This window comes from Pseudarthrobacter sp. NIBRBAC000502772, assembly GCF_006517235.1.
Classification (GTDB): domain Bacteria; phylum Actinomycetota; class Actinomycetes; order Actinomycetales; family Micrococcaceae; genus Arthrobacter.
This window is the reverse complement of the sequence record NZ_CP041188.1, coordinates 4,052,336-4,070,678: the sequence shown is the minus strand read 5'-3', so window position 1 is coordinate 4,070,678 and position 18,343 is coordinate 4,052,336. Positions and strand designations below refer to the sequence as shown.

Here is an 18,343-nt window from a genome sequence, read left to right as displayed (position 1 = left end):
GCAACGCCCGACGGCGGTTCGGCACCCAGGTGCCGGACCGTCGTCGGGCGCTGTTGTTGCGACGCGCAAAGCCGTTCGCGACGCGCAGGTTTCTTGGCGCACTCGATATTTCCAGCGCGTCAGGGAATAGGCGCGTCGATTTTGAAAATCCGGCTCAGGCCGGCTGGCTGGCGGGCGGCGGGAGGTCCGGATTCATGTCCTCAAGGTTCGGATCCTCAGCGGTCCACACCTGAATGACAGCCCAGATTACGGCCGCCATGGGGACGGACAGGACCGCGCCGATGATGCCCGCCAGGATGGTGCCGGCAGTCAGCGCCATCAGGATCACCAGGGCGTGAAGCTGGAGTGACTTGCCCATCACGATCGGCTGCAGCAGGTCGCCTTCCAACTGGTTCACGGCGATCACCACGGCTACCACGATCAGCGCCACCACCGGACCGTTGGCCACGAGGGCCACCAGGGCCGCGAGGATGCCGGCCACCGTGGCTCCCACCAGCGGGATGAAAGCGGTCATGAAGATGATGATGGCCAGCGGGAACGCCAGCGGAACCTGGAGGATCAGGAGCGCGGCGCCGATGGCCACGGCATCCACCAGGGCCACGATGGCGGTGCCGCGGACGTAGCCGCCCAGGACTTCGAGCGTGCGGCTGCCCACCCGGCGGAGTTTTGCTTCCCGCTGCCCGCTGAAGGGACGCAGGAAGAAGTTCCAGATTTTCGCGCCGTCCTTGAGGAAGAAGAACAGGATGACCACCATCAGTGCGCTCCCGGCCAGGAACTCCGTCACCACGGACAGCCCGGTGATGGCACCCGAGCGGACCTGGCTGCTGGTGGCAAACTGGATAATCCCCTCCCGGGCCTGGTTCAGCTGGTCCTGGTCGATCGGAACCGGACCGGTGAGCAGGAACTGCTCCAGCTCGTCCAGCCCCGAGGAGGCTTGCTGCGCCAGCTCGGCCCACTGGCTCCGGACGGAGAAGTAGATGACCGTCCCGACGCCTGCCAGCAGGAGCAGGAGCGCCACAAACGCCAGTCCTGTGGCCGCGGCGCCCGGCAGGCCGCGGCGGCGGAGCACGTTGACGAACGGGCCGATGGCCGCGGCAAGGATCAGGGCGATCAGGACCGGAATGACCAGAAGCTTGATCTGCATCAGGGCGTACACAGAGGCCACGGCCACTGCCAGGATCAGCAGGACCTGGGCCGAGCGGATCCCCACTCTTCCGAATCCATCGGCCCACAGCGCGCCGGGCGGCTTCCGCTCCCGCGGCTTCGCTGGCGTCACTTCACCCGGCGTCACTTCACCCGGGGTCTCTTCGTTCGGGGCCTGGTGGGTTGCTCGTGACATGGAAACTCCTGGTCATCGGCGGGCATCCAGGATGCGGGCGGCACCCGGGGCGTAACTACCTGCGTCAGGTAGTAAGCCTACTGATGTGGCTGGCCTGCGGAGAAACCCCACCTCTGCGCGCCCCTGGAAGTAGGTTGGGCCACCACGCAGGAACTGGACCTACGCCCGCAGCCACTCCGCGCAGGTGTTCAGGTTCTGGTTGACGCTGGCCACCGCGGCGTCGGCGTCGTGGGCCTCGATCGCGTCCACCAGTGCGCCGTGGCCCTCGTACGTGAGGCCGTCCAGCCGGCCCTTGCGTTGCTGCTTGAGCAGGTCCTGGTGGAACACGTCGCCGAAACTGACATAGAGCTCGTGCAGCAGCGGGTTCCCGGTGGCCTGGGCAACGCGGGCGTGGAAGTCCCAGTCGGCACGGGCCCAACCCTCGAAGTCCCCGGCGTTCCAGGCGACCTCCCGGGTGGCGAGCACGGCACGCAGGGCGGCGACGTCGTCGGCCGTTGCATTCCGGGCGGCCAGGCGCGCGGCCTGGGTGTCCAGGCCCATCCGGACCTCGAGGATGTGTTCGTCCGAGTGGTCCTGGTACATACGCCGGGCGGCGCCGGACATCTCGCTGGTGGCGCGGACGTAGGTGCCGTCGCCCCGGCGGACCTCCAGCATCCCGCTGTGGGCCAGGGCCCTGATGGCCTCGCGCAACGTGCCGCGCGAGACGCCCAGGCCCTGCATCAGTTCCGGCTCGGCGGGGATGCGCTGGTCAAGGGGCCACTCGCCGGAGTGGATCATCTGCCGGAGTTTGGCGGTGACCTCGTCGGCGAGGGGCTGGCGGTGCGAGGTGCTCAGGGTCATGGCGTCCTACTTCTTCAGGCCGGACAAGGGGGCGCGTGAAATCAGGTGGGCCACCACCACTTGGGCCACGGCAAGGCCCAGCAGGAGTGCCACTGGAAGCGACCAGCCGCCGGTGCCGCTGAACAGCAGACCGGCGCCGAAGGGGCCCGCCGTGGCCAGCAGATAGCCGGTGGACTGTGCCAGGGTGGACAGGGCCGTGGTCTCGGCGGTGCTTGTCCCGCTCCGGCTTATCATCACCATCACCAGCGGGAAAATGCCCAGGCCGAAGCCGAGCAGGACGGTGGGAATGATGGCCAGGCCCACCGGCACAACCAGCAGTGACGCCAGGCCGGCCACCATGGTGATGCTGACCAGATACAGCGCCGGCCGGAGCATCCGGGGCCGCGAGCCGATGGCGAGCAGCACCATGCCGGCAGGCACGGAGACCAGCTGCATCAGCCCGTACATCAGGCCGCTGTCCGCTGAGCTGAGGCCCATGCTGATCAGCATGGACGGGAACCAGCTGATCAGTGAGTAGGCGAGCAGCGCCTGGAGGGCAAAAATGGCGGTAAGCAGCTGGCCCTTCCGGGTACGCAGCAGTGGCCACGGGGCGATGCGGGGTGCCGTGCTCCGGACGCTGGTGCGGTGCGCATGCAGAACGACAGGCAGGAAGCCCAGGAAAGCAGCCACCGCCAGGAATCCGATCGCGCCAACCGCGGCGGACGGCGAGCCGAGCGTCAGGGCCAGCGGGACCACGGCGACCGCGGTGACGGTGGCGCCGGTGGTCATGGTGACGGTGTAGAGCGCCGTCATCGCGGACGTCCGGTGGGCAAAATGCTCGCGGATGAACGACGGCATGGCCACGTTGCAGACCGCCAGGCCGGACATCCCCACCACGGTGCCCGCCACCAGCATGCCGGTTGCCGGGATCCCGCGGAGCAGCAGCCCGCCGGCCAGGAATCCAAGTGCCAGCAGGATGGCCTTCTCGACGCCGAGCCGTCCGGTCAGCCACGACGTCGCCGAGCCCGCCACCGCAAAACAGAGCGTCGGGATGGACGGAATGATCGCCGCCACCAGCGGTCCGTAGCCCAGGACCTGCTGAAAATCATGGAGGAGGGCAGACGCGCCCGCAATCCCCGCCCGCAGGTTCAGCCCAATCAGCACCAGCGCGATGACTCCGAAGACGACGGCGGAGCGCGGTTTGGGCGGCGCGTCGGACAGCGTCTGGGCATCTGCAGGGGCAACAGTCATGTCTTAAGGTTAGACGTTTGACGTTTGATGTCTAGGGTTCTGTGGTGAACCTCTCGCGGCCGTTAATGTTGCGGGCATAGACTCGGGCCACCAGAGTTCAGCCCCGGGCTCAAGGGAACTCGCCCCGCAGGATCTGGCGCCCATCAACGTGGAAGGACGGCCAGTCATGGCTTCGCAGGCAGTTGAGGTCGAAAAGAAGTACGACGTCGGTCAGGACGCCGAAGTGCCTTCGCTCGCGGAGATCCCCGGGGTCACCCGGGTGGGGGAGCCTCACGTGGAAACCCTGGAGGCGGTGTACTTCGACACGCGAAGTCACACGCTCGCCTCCCGTGACATCACGCTTCGCCGCCGCACCGGCGGAGTCGACGCCGGCTGGCACCTGAAGCTGCCCGCCCAGGGCCCCGGATCCGACGAGGAGTCTGGCGACGCAGCCGGCGGCTCCGGCTCGGAACCCCGGCGGCGCCGCGAGCTGCACGCCCCGCTGGGCCAGCCCGGCGTCGTTCCTGACAGCCTGTTGGCGCACGTGCTGGCCTACCTCCGCGGCGAGGACGCCGCCCCGGTGGTCCGGCTGAAAACCCAGCGGACCGCCTATGCGTTATATGGCGAGGACGGTGTCCACCTGGCGGACCTGGCGGACGACCACGTGAGCGCAGAGCTGCTCGGCGCTGCGGGTGGCGCGGGTGGCGCGGGTGGCGCGGACGCCGCGGTGGGGGAGACGGCAGCGCCCGAGGGGGAGGCCCGGACGCGGCAGTGGCGTGAATGGGAGCTCGAGCTGGTGCACGGGAGTCCTGAACTGTTCCCGGGCGCTGAGGAAATCCTGGCGGCCGCCGGGGCGCTCCCGGCCAAGCACGGCTCCAAGTTGGCAAAAGTCCTGGCCCTGCCTGCCAAGGAGTCCGGTGCCGCTGCCGGCCCGAAGAGTCCGGGCCCGAAGAGTCCCGGCCCAAAGAGTCCTGGCCCGAAGAGTCCTGGCAAAAAGGGGCCTGTGTCGGACCTCCTGAACGCCTACCTGGCCGGGCAGATCAGCGAGATCCTGGCGCATGATCCCGGCGTCCGCCTGGAGGAACCCGAGGCTGTGCACGACCTGCGGTCGGCCACCCGCCGGGCCCGTTCGGCGCTGCAAGCCTACCGGCGGTTCTACAATGCCCTGGCTGTGCGGCACCTCGGTACGGAGCTCAAATGGCTTGGCCGCGTGCTGGGCGTGCCGCGGGACGCTGAAGTCATACTGGACCGCCTGCGCGGGCATATGGCGGAGCTGCCCCCGGAACTGGCTTCGGCGGTGAAGGACCGGCTGGAGGATGACCTGGGAGTGGGCCGGGACGCAGCCCACCGGAAACTCCAGATGGCGATGGTTTCCGCGCGCTATTTCCAACTCCTGGACGGCGTCGAGGCCTTCCTTGACAACCCGCCGGTCCGCCCGGGCGCCGCAGCCCCGGCCCGCAAGGCGGCGGTCAAGCTGGTGGCCAAGGCAGCCAAGAGGCTGGAGCGCGCAGCCAGGACAGCCAAGCGGACACGCAGGGGAGCCGAGCACGAGACAGCGCTGCACCAGGTGCGCAAGGACGCCAAGCGGCTGCGACACGTGGCGGAATCCGTGGAGCCGGTCCACGGGAAGCACGCCACGAAAATCGCCAAGGCCGCGCGCAGCCAGCAGCAGATCCTCGGCGATTTCCACGACAGCGTGGTGGCCCGGGACCTGCTGGCCAACCTGGCGGCGGCGCCGGACCTGCCCGAGGCCGTCGCGTCGGCCTACGTCACGCTCCATACGCGGCAGGTGCAGCTCGCGGCCGAGGCCGAAGCTGAGTACCTGAAGGAACGCAAGAAGTCCCGCAAGGTCCTCCGGGGGAAGGTCATTTAGGGCAGCCGGCCTACCTGGCCTGCCGCGCTCCGAGCCGCGACACGGCGAGCGCCAGCCACAGCTGCACGCGGTCCGCCGTGACCGAAGGATCGTAGCCGGTCAGCTCGGTGATCTGGGCCAGCCGGTACCGCACGGTGTTCCGGTGCAGTGTCAGGGCTTCGGCGACGGCGGCCACGGAACCGTTGTTGTTCAGGTAGCTTTCCAGTGTGGTCACCAGTTCCGCACCGTGGGCGGCGTCGAACGCGCGCAGCGGGTTCAGCGACTCGTGGGCCATGTCGGCCAGGGGAACGTCTTCGCTGGCCAGCAGCAGGGAGGTCAGGCTCAGCCGTTCCGGCTCGTTCACCGGCAGGCCGTGGCTGGCCGCATCGCGGGCCTCGAAGTAGCTCCAGCGCAGGCCGTTCGGCTTGGTGTACGCGCCGCCGATCCCGATCGTCGCGTGGATCCCGGCCTCAGCCAGGTGATCGCTGAGGCGCCTGGCCAGCGCAGGTGCCGCGCCGCCGTCGTCGTTAATCACCACCACCAGGTCCTTCCCGACGACGGCGGCCACCGCCTTCTCCAGCGGCTGCGGCACCGAGGTGCTCACCAGTGCCTTGTGATGGGCGGCGGACACCGCCAGCAGCACCACGTTCTTGCGTGTGCTGTTCAGGCCCACGCCGGCGAGCCGGCGCTGGGCCTCGCTGGTCTCCAGGGCGCCGTGGATGACGTCCTCCAGCACCTGGCCGCATAGGGCGCGCTGGGCCTGGCGCTGCTTGACCATGTTGTTCAGCTCCACGCTGATCAGGTTCTGGGCGTAGCCGATGATGCCCGAATCCTCGATCGGCTGGCGGACCCACAGCGTGCAGGCATCGCGGCGGCCGGTGGGGATGGGGTAGGAGGCCCACGTGTCAGCGGAGGGGAGCTCGGCGCCGCTGTTGTACAGGTGGGCGGTGAACTGGGTGAGGGCAATCTCAGTCCGCAGCATCCCGCCCAGATGCTTCAGGAGCTGGGTGAGGCCACCGCCGGTGAGGAGGGCGCGGGCCAGGATCTGGTGGCCCGCGATCAGGCGCTCCAGCTTGGCGACATGATCAGCGGCCTGCGCTTCCGCCACCAGCTTGCCGATGGCAATGAACGGAGTCTCGTAAGGCACCTGGACGATCGGCAGCCCCCAGCGGTTGGCCTCGGCAATCAGGGCCGGCGGGACGGCGTCGTGCGTCAGTCCTGTCCCGAACCCGATGCCCACGGCTCCGGCGCGCTGGACCTGCCGGACGAAGCGCCGCTGCTCGGGCGCGGACCGCAGGCGCATGCCCGTGGTGAGCACCAGTTCGCCGCCGCTGAGGAAACGCTGCGGGTCCTCCAGCTCCGTGACGGCAACCCAGTTGATGTCCTCGTGCCAGGTGGTCTCGGCAAGGCCTGCATTGGACAGATGGAGGGAGTGCACGCCGAGCAGGGTGGCGAGGGAAATGGCCATGGAACAAGGATAGACGGACGCTGGTCAACCGCACTAAACATTGCGGCCAAGGGTGTGCAAGTGGCTATTCCCCGGGGGGAAGGTGCTGGCATAGGCTCAAGGCAGTCGCAACCATCCGCTTCGCAGCTGATGTTCCCTATGAAAGAGGTTGTACACCGTGGTTCATACCTTGCAGAACTTCATCAATGGTGAGTTCGTCACGCCCGCGGGCACCGCCCTGCTGGACATCGTTAATCCCACTAACGGCGAGGTAGTGGCGCAGTCTCCCGTCTCCATCCAGGCCGACGTCGACGCCGCCATGACCGCGGCCAAGGACGCTTTCAAGACCTGGAAGCACGTCACCCCCGGGCAGCGCCAGCTGATGCTGCTCAAGCTTGCGGACGCCGTTGAAGCCCACAGCGACGAACTTGTGGAAGCCCAGCACCGCAACACCGGTCAGGTCCGCTCCCTGATTGCCTCCGAGGAAATTGCCGCCGGCGCCGACCAGCTCCGCTTCTTCGCCGGTGCCGCGCGCATCCTGGAAGGCAAGTCCGCGGGCGAGTACTTCGAAGGCCACACCTCCTACGTGCGCCGCGAACCCATCGGTGTGGTGGCCCAGGTTGCCCCCTGGAACTACCCGTTCCTGATGGCCATCTGGAAGATCGGCCCTGCGCTCGCGGCCGGCAACACCGTGGTCCTCAAGCCCTCCGACACCACCCCCGAATCCACCCTGGTGCTGGCCCGCCTGGCCGGCGACATCCTGCCTGCCGGCGTGCTGAACGTGGTGCTGGGAACCGGCGAAACCGGAGCCATGATGGTGGAACACCGGGTCCCCGGCCTGGTCTCCATCACGGGCTCGGTCCGCGCCGGCATCGCCGTGGCCTCCGGAGCCGCGAAGGGCCTCAAGCGCGCCCACCTGGAGCTCGGAGGCAAGGCCCCGGCCATCGTGTTCAAGGACGCCGACATCAAGAAGAGCGCCGCGGCCATCGCCGAGTTCGCGTTCTTCAACGCCGGCCAGGACTGCACCGCCATCACCCGGGTGCTGGTGGAGGATTCGGTCCACGACGACGTCGTGGCAGCGATGGTGGAACACACCAAGACCCTGCACACCGGCTCGCAGAACGACGAAGACAACTACTTCGGCCCGCTGAACAACGTGAACCACTTCAACGCCGTCACCTCCGTGGTGGAGCACCTGCCGGAAAACTGCAAAATTGTCACGGGCGGCCACCGCGCCGGGGACAAGGGCTTCTTCTTCGAACCCACCATCGTCACCGGCGCCAAGCAGACGGACGACATCGTCCAGCAGGAAACCTTCGGCCCGGTCATCACGGTGCAGAAGTTCTCCTCCGAGGCGGAGGCACTCGAGCTGGCGAACGACGTCGAATACGCCCTCGCCTCCAGCGTCTGGACGTCCGACCACGGCACGGCCATGCGGATGAGCCGCGACCTGGACTTCGGCGCGGTGTGGATCAACACGCACATCCTCCTGACGGCCGAAATGCCGCACGGCGGCTTCAAGCAGTCCGGCTACGGCAAGGACCTCTCCATGTACGGGGTCGAGGACTACACGCGCATCAAGCACGTCATGAGCGCACTCGACGCCTAATTACTTCCGGTGGTTGAGCTTGTCGAAACCCTGGATCTCGACAGGCTCGATCACCGGGCCCTGAAAGGAAACCCCCATGAGCACCACAGCAAGTGAAATCACCTTCCGCCTGGAACAGAAGCGCCGTGTCCAGGCCGACTTCCCGGGCCCCAAGTCCATCGCCCTGACCGAGCGCCGCAAGGCAGTGGTCGCCGCGGGCGTCGCGTCCGCCGTTCCCGTCTACGTTGCGGACGCCGACGGCGGCATCATCCACGACGTCGACGGCAACTCCTTCATCGACCTCGGCTCGGGCATCGCGGTGACCAGCGTCGGCGCGTCCGATCCCGCCGTCGTCGGGGCCGTGAAGGAAGCCGTGGAGCACTTCACGCACACCTGCTTTATGGTCACCCCGTACGAAAGCTACGTGGCACTTGCCGAGCAGCTCAACCGCCTGACCCCGGGCGACCACGAGAAGCGGACCGTGCTGTTCAACTCCGGCGCCGAGGCAGTGGAGAACGCCGTCAAGGTGGCCCGCCTCGCCACCGGGCGTGACGCCGTCGTCGCCTTTGACCACGCGTACCACGGCCGCACCAACCTGACCATGGCGCTGACCGCGAAGGCCATGCCGTACAAGACCAACTTCGGCCCGTTCGCGCCCGAGGTCTACCGCATGCCTATGAGCTACCCGTACCGCGAGGAGAACCCCTCGATCACCGGTGCCGAGGCCGCCAAGCGCGCCATCACCATGATCGAGAAGCAGATCGGCGGCGACCAGGTTGCCGCGATCATCATCGAACCCATCCAGGGCGAGGGCGGCTTCATCGTCCCCGCCGAGGGCTTCCTCCCCGCGCTGGCCGCCTGGGCCAAGGCCAACGGCGTGGTGTTCATCGCCGACGAGGTCCAGTCCGGCTTCTGCCGCACCGGCGAATGGTTCGCCGTCAACCACGAGGACGTTGTCCCGGACATCATCACCATGGCCAAGGGCATCGCGGGCGGCATGCCGCTCTCCGCGATCACCGGCCGTGCTGACCTGCTCGACGCCGTCCACCCGGGCGGACTGGGCGGCACCTACGGCGGCAACCCGGTGGCGTGCGCTGCCGCATTGGCCGCGATCGGGTCCATGGAGGAGTACGACCTCGCGGGGCGCGCCCGCCACATTGAGCAGCTCGCCACGGGACGCCTGCAGGAACTGCAGGCCGAACTGGCCGGCGCCGGGAAGTCCGTGATCGGCGACATCCGCGGCCGCGGCGCGATGCTGGCCGTGGAACTGGTCCAGGCCGGTTCCAAGGAGCCCAACCCGGAGCTGACCAAGGCTGTGGCCGCTGCCTGCCTCAAGGAGGGTGTCATCATCCTCACCTGCGGCACCTACGGCAACGTCATCCGCCTGCTGCCCCCGCTGGTCATCACCGACGACCTGCTGAACGACGGCCTGGACGTCCTGGCCGCGGCCATCAAGGCCAACGCCTAGGACCCACCCCACAGAGTTAGCGCCCCCTCGCAACGGCGCGAACGAACACTTGAGGCCCTGGAAACTCACGTTTCCGGGGCTTCAAGTGTTCTTTCGCGCTCGTACTATGAGGCGCGGGCCCGCTTCCTGGCCCTTGAGTTCTTGCCTGCCATCCGGAGCATGTCGACGGTCAGCACCAGCAGGGCCAGCCACACCACACCGAAGCCGATCCAGCGGCTGGTGGTCATGGCTTCCTGGAACACCACCAGCGCCACGATGAACTGCAGGAGCGGGGCAACATACTGCAGCAGCCCGATGGTGGTCATGGGCAGCCGGCGGGCCGACGCACCGAAGAACAGCAGCGGCACCGCGGTGATCACGCCGGACGCCACCAGGAGCCAGAAGTGCCCGGGGCCCTGGCTGGCCAGGGTGGCCGAGCCGCTGACGCCGAGGAACACCATGGTGGCCGCGGCGACAGGGGCAAGCACAATGGTTTCCACGCTGAGGCTGGTCACCGCGTCCACCTTCGGGCCAACGCGCTTCTTCACGAACCCGTACAGGCCAAAGCTGACGGCCAGCGTCAGGGCGATCCAGGGCAGTTTGCCGTAGCTCACCGTGAGCACGCCCACCGCTACAAAACCGATTCCGACGGCGGCCCACTGGAGGGGGCGCAGCTTCTCCTTCAGGACGAACACACCCAGGAGGACCGAGACCAGGGGGTTGATGAAGTAGCCCAGGGCGGCTTCGACGGCCTGGCCGGTGGTGACGCCGTAGGTATAGGTCAGCCAGTTCACGGCAATGAGTGCGGCCGCGATGGCGAGGGTGCCGAACACAGAACGGTCGCGGAAGGCTGCTGCCAGCGCACGCCAGGACCGGGTGACCGTGATCAGGAGGACGCAGAAGAGCAGCGACCACACCACGCGGTTGGCCACTATCTCCACCGCACCGGCGGGCATCAGCGCAAAGAAGTACAGGGGGAGCAGCCCCCACAGCCCGTACGCGCCGAAACCGAACAGGACTCCCGCCGTCGTCTCCTTGTCTACTGCCTTGGGACCTGCTGGCGCGGTCACAGCGGTCTTGGGTAAAGAGTCGGTTTCAGGGGGAGTAGACACCTAACCAATAACACCAGTTGATGGACGCGTATTCCAGTCGAAAGTCAGTACGCTTTCCTTCATGGAACCGATGACCCCGCAGGTTGCCGTCCCGTGAGGCTCCGCCGCAGCAACACCAACGGCCGCGGCTACCGTCGCGTGCCCGCCGGGACGGGCTTCAGCTACCGGGACCTGGACGGCTCCGTACTGCAGCAGGGGCCTGTCCGGGAACGGCTGGAAAGCATCGGCATCCCGCCGGCCTGGACCGACGTCTGGATTGCGCCGTTCGACAACGGGCACATCCAGGCGACAGGCCTCGATGCGGTGGGCCGGCGGCAGTACATCTACCACCCCGCCTGGCGGGAGCGGAAAGACCGCGTGAAGTTCGACCGCGCCCTGCAGCTGGCCGAGTCGCTGCCCACCGCCCGCCGGCTGGTCACCCTGGACCTGCGCAGCGACGGCCCCAGCCGCGAACGTGTCCTGGCGGCGGCCTTCCGGATGCTGGACAGCGGGTCCCTGCGGGTGGGGTCCGAGCGGTACACCAACGAGAACGGCAGCCGCGGCCTGGCCACGCTCCTGTGTGCGCATGTCCACGTCCGCAACGAGTGCCTGGAGCTGAGGTTCCCGGCCAAGAGCGGGAAGGACTGGGAGTCGGAAATCCACGACGCCGACCTCTCCGCCCTGGTGCGGATGCTCAAGCGCCGCGGTGGAAATGCCAGGCTGCTGGCGTTCAAGGAGGGCCGGACCTGGCGACCGGTCACCAGCGCGGACATCAATGCCTACGTCAAGGAGCGGACGGGCCTGGACTTCACCGCCAAGGACTTCCGGACCCTGCACGGGACGGTAGCCGCCGCCGTCAGCCTGGCACGCAGCGGCCCGCAACCGACCGTTACGGCGCGGAAGGGCGCCATCAGCGTGGCCATGCTGGAGGCTGCCGCGGTGCTGGGGAACACGCCGTCGATCGCCCGGAAGAGCTATGTTGACCCCCGGCTGCTGGACCACTTTGCCGCGGGGGAGACCATCGACCCCAAACGCCTGGACTCCGCGGAAGCCGAGCTGCGGGCGCTGCTGTACCGGGAAAGCGAGGTAGTGCCGCTGCAACACATTTAGAATGGGACATTGTGCGCAACTGCGCTGTGCACTGCACTAAGCGCCTCCGGCGCGATATCCTCCTTCCAGAAGGGCTCCCGGTGTCCAACCCAGCCGAAACCACCTCCAAACGTCCACTCCGCGTTGCCATTGTGGGTGCGGGACCGGCGGGTGTTTACGCGGCGGATATCCTGACCAAGTCCAACGGCGTCAAGGACGGCGATTTTGAGGTCAGTATCGACCTTTTTGAGGCTTACCCCGCCCCGTACGGCCTGATCCGCTACGGCGTGGCCCCCGACCACCCGCGCATCAAGGGCATCGTGAACGCCCTGCACAAGGTCCTGGACCGGGGCGACATCCGCTTCCTGGGCAACGTCACGTACGGCCGCGACCTCACCCTCCATGACTTCCGCGCCTTCTACGACGCCGTGATCTTCTCCACCGGCGCCATCAAGGACGCGGACCTGGACATCCCCGGCATCGAGCTGCAGGGTTCGTTCGGCGGCGCCGACTTTGTGTCCTGGTACGACGGCCACCCGGACGTTCCCCGCGACTGGCCGCTGGATGCCAAGGAAATCGCCGTGATCGGCAACGGCAACGTGGCGCTGGACGTGGCCCGGATGCTGGTCAAGCACCCCGATGAACTCCTCACCACCGAAATCCCGGACAACGTCTACCAGGGCCTGAAGAACTCCCCGGTCACGGACGTCCACGTCTTCGGCCGCCGCGGCCCGGCACAGGTCAAATTCACGCCGCTGGAACTGCGCGAGCTGAGCCACATGAAGGACGTGGACATTGTCCTGTACCCGGAGGACTTCGAGTTCGACGAAGCCTCCGATGACGCCATCCGCAGCAACAACCAGATCAAAACCATGGTGAACACGCTGACCAACTGGCTCGTGGAGGAGCACGCCGAAGCGGAAGAGCCGTCCTCCCGCCGCCTGCACCTGCACTTCCTGCACAGCCCGGTGGAGATCTACCAGGACCCCGACGACGGCGGGTCCGGCCGGGTGGCCGGCATCAAGTTTGAGCGGATGGAGCTGGATGGCACTGGCAACGTCAAAGGCACGGGCGAGTTTGTGGACTACCCCGTCCAGGCCGTGTACCGCGCCATCGGCTACCACGGTTCGCCACTGGACGAGCTGGAGTACAACGCCAAACGCGGAGTGATCCCCAACGAGGGCGGCCGCGTGCTCGACGCCGACGGCAACCCCGTCCCCGGAATCTACGCCACCGGCTGGATCAAGCGCGGGCCGGTCGGCCTGATCGGGCACACCAAGGGCGACGCCCTGGAGACCATCGGCTTCCTGCTGGAGGACAGGCTCACCCTGCCACCCGCCCAGAACCCGGACCCGCAGGCCATCATCGACCTCCTGACGGAGCGCGGCATCGAGTTCACCACCTGGGAGGGCTGGATCAAGCTGGACGCGCACGAAGCAGCCCTCGGCGCCGCGTGGACGGAAGGCGAGACAGGCGCCGACGGGACCGCCGCCGTCGTGCGTGAACGCATCAAAGTCGTCCCGCGCGAGGAAATGATCAACATCTCCCGCGCCTGACCCAGCGTCACCCACCCAGGCAGCGCGCACGGACACTTGAGGCCCCAGCCAGAGGGGCCTCAAGTGTCCGTTCGCGCAAGAGGGGCTGGCGCTGGAGGCTTCGCGCCGGCGGCCGTAGACTTGCAGGACCGATGGGAGTTCGATGAGGAACCTGATCCTGCCGCCGACGTCCGGCGGCGAAGCAATTGCACTTGCCCAGCGTCATGCCCTGGCCGCCCATGAGCAGCTCGACGCCCATGCGTTTCCGGGCACACCGGAAATCCCCGGCCTGCGCAGGCTGATCCGGGAATCCTGGCAGCGGTCCGCCAAGTTGAAAGCCAACCCGGACAACCCCGAAGCGCCCCTTGCCCTGGACACCGACGAGCTCGAGGAATACCGGCGGCAGCACCCCCTGGCCAGCATCATGCCCGTGATCCACAAACTCCTGGTCCAGCCGAGCCACGACAGCGGCTTGCTCGTTGCCGTGGGTGACGAAGTGGGCCGGCTGCTCTGGGTGGAAGGCGATCCGGCCCTGCAGCGCCGTGCCGAAGGCATGATGTTCGTGCCGGGCGCCGACTGGTCAGAGGCCACCGTGGGCACCAGCGCTCCCGGCACTGCCCTGGCCCTGGGCCGCGGCATCCAGATTTCCGGGGCGGAGCATTACCAGCGGTCCGTGCACGCGTGGAGCTGCACCGCCGTCCCGTTCCACGACCCGGATTCCGGTGCGCTGCTGGGCGTTGTGGACATCACGGGCAAAGCCAGTGCCGTGGCGCCCCACACGCTGTCGCTCGTCGAGGCAACCGTCGCTGCCGCGCAGGCGCAGCTCCGTGTTGAGCGGCTGCAGCTGGCGGCCACCCTTGCCAGCCGGCCGGCCCGACGGCGGAACGCCAGTTCGGCGGCCAGATCGGATTCGGCGCGGGCCGGGGGAGCGGGCGGCGCCAAGGAAGGCAGCCTGTACCGCAACAGCCTGCAGCTTCTGGGCCGCGACCAGGCATTGCTCAGCATCGAAGGCAAAACGGTGGCGCTGTCCGCCCGGCACAGTGAAATCCTCGCCCTGCTCAGCACCCACCCGGACGGGCTGAGCGCCGAGGAGCTCAGTGTCCTGCTCTACCCGGGCGACGGCCCCACCATGACGCTCCGCGCGGAAATGGTCCGGCTGCGCAAGATCCTCCAGCAGCTCAACCCGGCCGCCGTCCCCGAATCCAGGCCATACAAACTCACCATGGACCTGGTCCCGGACAGCGGTCAGGTGCTGAACTGCCTGCAGCGCGGCGCCCACCGCATTGCGCTGGAAATCTACCGCGGCGCGGTGCTGCCACGCTCCGAAGCGCCGGGCATCATCGACCTCCGCGACAGGGTCTCCTCGCTCATGCGCGAAGCGGTCCTGACGGACGGCAGTGCCGAGACGCTGCTCAAGTACGCGGCCCTGCCGGAGGCGAGGGACGACGTCGACGTCCGGACCGTCGCCCTGAAGCTGCTGCCGGCGCGCTCGCCCAAGCGGGCCGCCGTCGTCGCCGATCTTGAGCGGCTGGAAGCGGAACTGAGCGCCTGACCACCAGGGCCGTGAGCTGGATCACAGCCGCGCAACCTGACTGCAACCTTCACACTCCTACGCTGAAACCAACGGCGGCCGCCATCATCAGGCGCCCACCTTTCATGCACAGCAAAGGAGCTAGCAATGACTGTTTACGCACAGCCCGGTACCGAGGGTTCGAAGGTCACGTTCAAGGACCGCTACGAGAACTGGATCGGCGGCGAGTGGGTTGCCCCCGTCAAGGGCCAGTACTTCGAGAACATCACACCCGTCACCGGCAAGGTCTTCTGTGAAGTGGCCCGCGGCACCGCGGAAGACATCGAGCTGGCCCTGGACGCCGCCCACAAGATCGCACCGTCCTGGGGCAAGACCTCCGTCGCCGAGCGCGCCGCCATCCTGAACAAGATCGCCGACCGCATCGACGAGAACCTCGAGATGCTCGCCGTCGCCGAATCCTGGGACAACGGCAAGCCCATCCGCGAAACCCTCAACGCGGACATCCCGCTCGCCGCGGACCACTTCCGCTACTTCGCCTCGGCCGTCCGCGCCCAGGAAGGCCGGCTCTCCCAGCTCGACGACGACACCACCGCCTACCACTACCACGAGCCGCTCGGCGTCGTCGGCCAGATCATCCCCTGGAACTTCCCCATCCTGATGGCCGTCTGGAAGCTTGCCCCGGCCCTCGCGGCCGGCAACGCCGTGGTCCTCAAGCCCGCAGAGCAGACGCCGTCGTCCATTCTTGTCCTGATGGAACTTATCGGCGATCTCCTGCCGGCCGGTGTCCTCAACGTGGTCAACGGCTTCGGGGTCGAGGCCGGCAAGCCGCTCGCTTCCAGCCCCCGTATCCGCAAGATCGCCTTCACCGGCGAAACCTCCACGGGACGCCTGATCAGCCAGTACGCCAGCCAGAACCTGATTCCGGTCACCTTGGAACTCGGCGGCAAGAGCCCGAACATCTTCTTCAACGACGTCGCGGACACCAACGACGCGTTCTACGACAAGGCGCAGGAGGGCTTCGCGCTCTTCGCCTTCAACCAGGGTGAAGTCTGCACTTGCCCGTCCCGCGCCCTGGTCCAGGAGGACATCTACGATTCCTTCATGGCCGACGCCGTGGCCCGGGTGGAGAAAATCATCCAGGGAAACCCGCTGGACACCAACACCCAGCTTGGCGCCCAGGCCTCCAATGACCAACTGGAAAAGATCCTCTCCTACATCGACATCGGCAAGCAGGAAGGCGCCAAGGTGCTCACCGGCGGTGCCCGGGCCGAAATGCCCGGCGACCTGGCCGGCGGCTACTACGTCCAGCCGACCATCTTCGAAGGCCACAACAAGATGCGGATCTTCCAGGAGGAGATCTTCGGCCCTGTTGTTTCCGTGACCCGCTTCAGCGACTACAACGACGCCATGGGCATCGCCAACGACACCCTCTACGGGCTTGGCGCCGGCGTCTGGTCGCGGAACGGCAACGTCGCCTACCGTGCGGGCCGCGAGATCCAGGCCGGCCGCGTCTGGGTCAACAACTACCACGCCTACCCGGCCGGCGCTGCCTTCGGCGGGTACAAGTCCTCTGGCATCGGACGTGAAAACCACTCCATGATGCTGGACCACTACCAGCAGACCAAGAACCTCCTGGTCAGCTACAACGAGAACAAGCTCGGCTTCTTCTAAGCCGCCCTTAGCCCGGGCGGGGACGGATCAGCACTGGTCCGTCCCCGCCTGCACCGTCCTGGCCACCCCTCAGGACGGCAGCACCACCTCCACCGCACCATCGCTTTATCTACGCAAGGATTTCGCCAATGACGACGACAATGCAAGCAGCAGTAGTAACCGAATTCGGCAAGGATCTTCAGATCCAGACCCTCCCCATTCCCACCCCGGGCCGGGGTGAGGCGCTGGTCAAGGTCATCACCACCGGCGTCTGCCACACAGACCTCCACGCAGCTGCGGGCGACTGGCCGGTCAAGCCGACACCGCCGTTCATCCCCGGCCACGAAGGCGTGGGCGAAGTGGTTGCCCTGGGCGAGGGTGTCACCGACCTCGCCGTCGGCGACCTCGTCGGCAACGCCTGGCTCTGGTCCGCCTGCGGCGACTGCCAGTACTGCCGCACCGGCTGGGAGACACTCTGCGAAGTACAGAAGAACGCCGGCTACAGCGTGGACGGCTCGTTCGGGGAGTACATGCTCGTGGACACGCGCTTTGCCGCACGCATCCCGGCGGGCTCGGACCCCGTTGAAGTCGCACCGGTGCTTTGCGCCGGCGTCACGGTCTACAAGGGCCTGAAGATGACCGAAGCCAGGCCCGGACAGTGGGTCACCATCTCCGGTATCGGCGGACTCGGGCACATTGCCGTCCAGTACGCGGTTGCCATGGGACTGCGGGTTGCTGCCGTGGACATCGCGGACGACAAACTCGCCCTGGCCAAGAAGCACGGCGCCGAGCTCACCGTCAACGCGCTGCACGAAGATCCCGTCGAAGTCATCCAACGTGAAACCGGAGGTTGCCATGGAGTCCTGGTCACCGCAGTACACCCGTCTGCTTTTGGCCAGGCGATCGGCATGGCCCGCCGCGGCGGGACGATTGTGTTCAACGGCCTGCCGCCGGGCGACTTCCCGGCACCGATCTTCGAGATTGTGCTCAAGGGCCTGACCGTCCGCGGCTCGATCGTGGGGACCCGGCAGGACCTGGAGGAAGCCCTCGAGTTCTACGCGGAGGGCAAGATCCACCCCACGGTCTCCACCCGGGAGCTTTCCGAGGTCAACGCCGTTCTTGACGAGATGAAGCACGCCAAGATCGACGGCCGCGTCGTTATCAAGTACTGATGATGGAGGCGAGGCTTGACGCGGCGGTGACGCTGCCCGGGGAGGACATCTCCCGCGTGGCTCTCACCGCCGAGGCCCTGGGACTGCTCAGGAAGTTGTGGGGGCAGCACGGGCCCCTGATGTTCCACCAGTCCGGCGGCTGCTGCGACGGGTCCTCGCCTATGTGTTATCCGGCCGGGGAGTTCATCACCGCGGAAGCGGACGTCCTCCTGGGGCTGTTCGACATCGCCGACGGCCTGGATCCGCAGCCTCTCGAGTTCTGGATGTCCAGGGAGCAGTTCAACTACTGGAGCCACACCCATCTGACCGTGGACGTGGTCCAGGGCCGGGGGAGCGGGTTCTCGGTTGAGTCGCCGGAAGGCAAACGGTTCATGATCCGGTCAAAGCTGATGGACTGGCCGGTCTAGTCGGTTCGATGCTTTAGCCTTGAGGCCCTCCAAAAGGAGGGCCTCAAGGTGTTTTTCGCAATTAACTTCGGCACTATGGGTGTCTCACGATGCGGGACGGTTGGAAGCGTCCAGTGGCTGGACAGTAAAGTTGGTAAGTCTGTTTC

14 protein-coding genes are annotated in these 18,343 nt (G+C 67.1%); 9 read left to right on the top strand and 5 right to left on the bottom strand.

What is annotated here, in order from left to right; translation table 11 throughout:
• Positions 1 to 154: 154 nt before the first annotated feature.
• The 3 genes from NIBR502772_RS18875 to NIBR502772_RS18865 form a co-directional block, all read right to left on the bottom strand.
• Entirely contained in the window at positions 155 to 1,339 is a 1,185-nt protein-coding gene (locus NIBR502772_RS18875) for an AI-2E family transporter (RefSeq protein ID WP_141141315.1), read from the bottom strand.
• 159 nt (positions 1,340 to 1,498) lie between these two features.
• Positions 1,499 to 2,179, bottom strand: coding sequence for a FadR/GntR family transcriptional regulator (locus NIBR502772_RS18870; RefSeq protein ID WP_141141314.1), 681 nt, complete (start codon positions 2,177 to 2,179; stop codon positions 1,499 to 1,501).
• A gap of 6 nt (positions 2,180 to 2,185) precedes the next feature.
• On the bottom strand, positions 2,186 to 3,409 hold the full coding sequence (locus NIBR502772_RS18865) for an MFS transporter (protein WP_141141313.1): 1,224 nt from the start codon (positions 3,407 to 3,409) through the stop codon (positions 2,186 to 2,188).
• Between the two features lie 166 nt (positions 3,410 to 3,575).
• Here NIBR502772_RS18865 and NIBR502772_RS18860 point away from each other — a divergent pair, with 166 nt between their 5' ends.
• Entirely contained in the window at positions 3,576 to 5,261 is a 1,686-nt protein-coding gene (locus NIBR502772_RS18860; protein ID WP_141141312.1) for a CYTH and CHAD domain-containing protein, read from the top strand.
• Positions 5,262 to 5,271: 10 nt separating this feature from the next.
• On the opposite strand, the gene NIBR502772_RS18855 is transcribed toward NIBR502772_RS18860, so the two are convergent.
• Positions 5,272 to 6,708, bottom strand: coding sequence for a PucR family transcriptional regulator (locus tag NIBR502772_RS18855; protein ID WP_141141311.1), 1,437 nt, complete (start codon positions 6,706 to 6,708; stop codon positions 5,272 to 5,274).
• Positions 6,709 to 6,865: 157 nt separating this feature from the next.
• Between NIBR502772_RS18855 and NIBR502772_RS18850 the strand changes: the two genes are divergently transcribed.
• Together NIBR502772_RS18850 and gabT are read left to right on the top strand one after the other, a co-directional pair.
• Entirely contained in the window at positions 6,866 to 8,296 is a 1,431-nt protein-coding gene (locus tag NIBR502772_RS18850; protein ID WP_141141310.1) for a gamma-aminobutyraldehyde dehydrogenase, read from the top strand.
• A 76-nt stretch (positions 8,297 to 8,372) separates the two neighbouring features.
• Complete coding sequence (gene gabT / locus NIBR502772_RS18845) at positions 8,373 to 9,743, top strand: 4-aminobutyrate--2-oxoglutarate transaminase (RefSeq protein ID WP_141141309.1); 1,371 nt, start codon at positions 8,373 to 8,375, stop codon at positions 9,741 to 9,743.
• Between the two features lie 104 nt (positions 9,744 to 9,847).
• Here the strand turns inward: gabT and rarD are convergent, their stop codons facing one another.
• Complete coding sequence (rarD, locus tag NIBR502772_RS18840; protein ID WP_246848586.1) at positions 9,848 to 10,792, bottom strand: EamA family transporter RarD; 945 nt, start codon at positions 10,790 to 10,792, stop codon at positions 9,848 to 9,850.
• A 135-nt stretch (positions 10,793 to 10,927) separates the two neighbouring features.
• On the opposite strand from rarD, the gene NIBR502772_RS18835 reads away from it, so the two are divergent.
• The 6 genes from NIBR502772_RS18835 to NIBR502772_RS18810 all read left to right on the top strand — a co-directional run bounded on the left by NIBR502772_RS18835 (position 10,928) and on the right by NIBR502772_RS18810 (position 18,197).
• Entirely contained in the window at positions 10,928 to 11,923 is a 996-nt protein-coding gene (locus NIBR502772_RS18835; RefSeq protein ID WP_141141307.1) for a DNA topoisomerase IB, read from the top strand.
• An 80-nt stretch (positions 11,924 to 12,003) separates the two neighbouring features.
• Positions 12,004 to 13,458, top strand: coding sequence for an FAD-dependent oxidoreductase (locus NIBR502772_RS18830; protein WP_141141306.1), 1,455 nt, complete (start codon positions 12,004 to 12,006; stop codon positions 13,456 to 13,458).
• Positions 13,459 to 13,600: 142 nt separating this feature from the next.
• Positions 13,601 to 14,989: a helix-turn-helix domain-containing protein gene (locus tag NIBR502772_RS18825; RefSeq protein WP_141141305.1), complete on the top strand. Its 1,389-nt coding sequence runs from the start codon at positions 13,601 to 13,603 to the stop codon at positions 14,987 to 14,989.
• Positions 14,990 to 15,115: 126 nt separating this feature from the next.
• Complete coding sequence (locus tag NIBR502772_RS18820) at positions 15,116 to 16,639, top strand: aldehyde dehydrogenase family protein (protein ID WP_141141304.1); 1,524 nt, start codon at positions 15,116 to 15,118, stop codon at positions 16,637 to 16,639.
• 128 nt (positions 16,640 to 16,767) lie between these two features.
• Positions 16,768 to 17,790, top strand: a complete 1,023-nt coding sequence (gene adhP, locus NIBR502772_RS18815; protein ID WP_210412322.1) for an alcohol dehydrogenase AdhP — start codon at positions 16,768 to 16,770, stop codon at positions 17,788 to 17,790.
• On the top strand, positions 17,790 to 18,197 hold the full coding sequence (locus NIBR502772_RS18810) for a DUF779 domain-containing protein (protein WP_141141303.1): 408 nt from the start codon (positions 17,790 to 17,792) through the stop codon (positions 18,195 to 18,197). The genes adhP and NIBR502772_RS18810 overlap by 1 nt, the downstream gene beginning before the upstream one ends.
• Positions 18,198 to 18,343 lie beyond the last annotated feature (146 nt).

Bases quoted from the DNA above. Each gene is read 5' to 3' on its own strand.
- NIBR502772_RS18875 (WP_141141315.1), bottom strand. From the start codon at position 1,339: ATGTCACGAGCAACCCACCAGGCCCCGAACGAAGAGACCCCGGGTGAA.
- NIBR502772_RS18870 (WP_141141314.1), bottom strand. From the start codon at position 2,179: ATGACCCTGAGCACCTCGCACCGCCAGCCCCTCGCCGACGAGGTCACC.
- NIBR502772_RS18865 (WP_141141313.1), bottom strand. From the start codon at position 3,409: ATGACTGTTGCCCCTGCAGATGCCCAGACGCTGTCCGACGCGCCGCCC.
- NIBR502772_RS18860 (WP_141141312.1), top strand. From the start codon at position 3,576: ATGGCTTCGCAGGCAGTTGAGGTCGAAAAGAAGTACGACGTCGGTCAG.
- NIBR502772_RS18855 (WP_141141311.1), bottom strand. From the start codon at position 6,708: ATGGCCATTTCCCTCGCCACCCTGCTCGGCGTGCACTCCCTCCATCTG.
- gabT (WP_141141309.1), top strand. From the start codon at position 8,373: ATGAGCACCACAGCAAGTGAAATCACCTTCCGCCTGGAACAGAAGCGC.
- NIBR502772_RS18825 (WP_141141305.1), top strand. From the start codon at position 13,601: ATGAGGAACCTGATCCTGCCGCCGACGTCCGGCGGCGAAGCAATTGCA.
- NIBR502772_RS18820 (WP_141141304.1), top strand. From the start codon at position 15,116: ATGACTGTTTACGCACAGCCCGGTACCGAGGGTTCGAAGGTCACGTTC.
- adhP (WP_210412322.1), top strand. From the start codon at position 16,768: ATGACGACGACAATGCAAGCAGCAGTAGTAACCGAATTCGGCAAGGAT.
- NIBR502772_RS18810 (WP_141141303.1), top strand. From the start codon at position 17,790: ATGATGGAGGCGAGGCTTGACGCGGCGGTGACGCTGCCCGGGGAGGAC.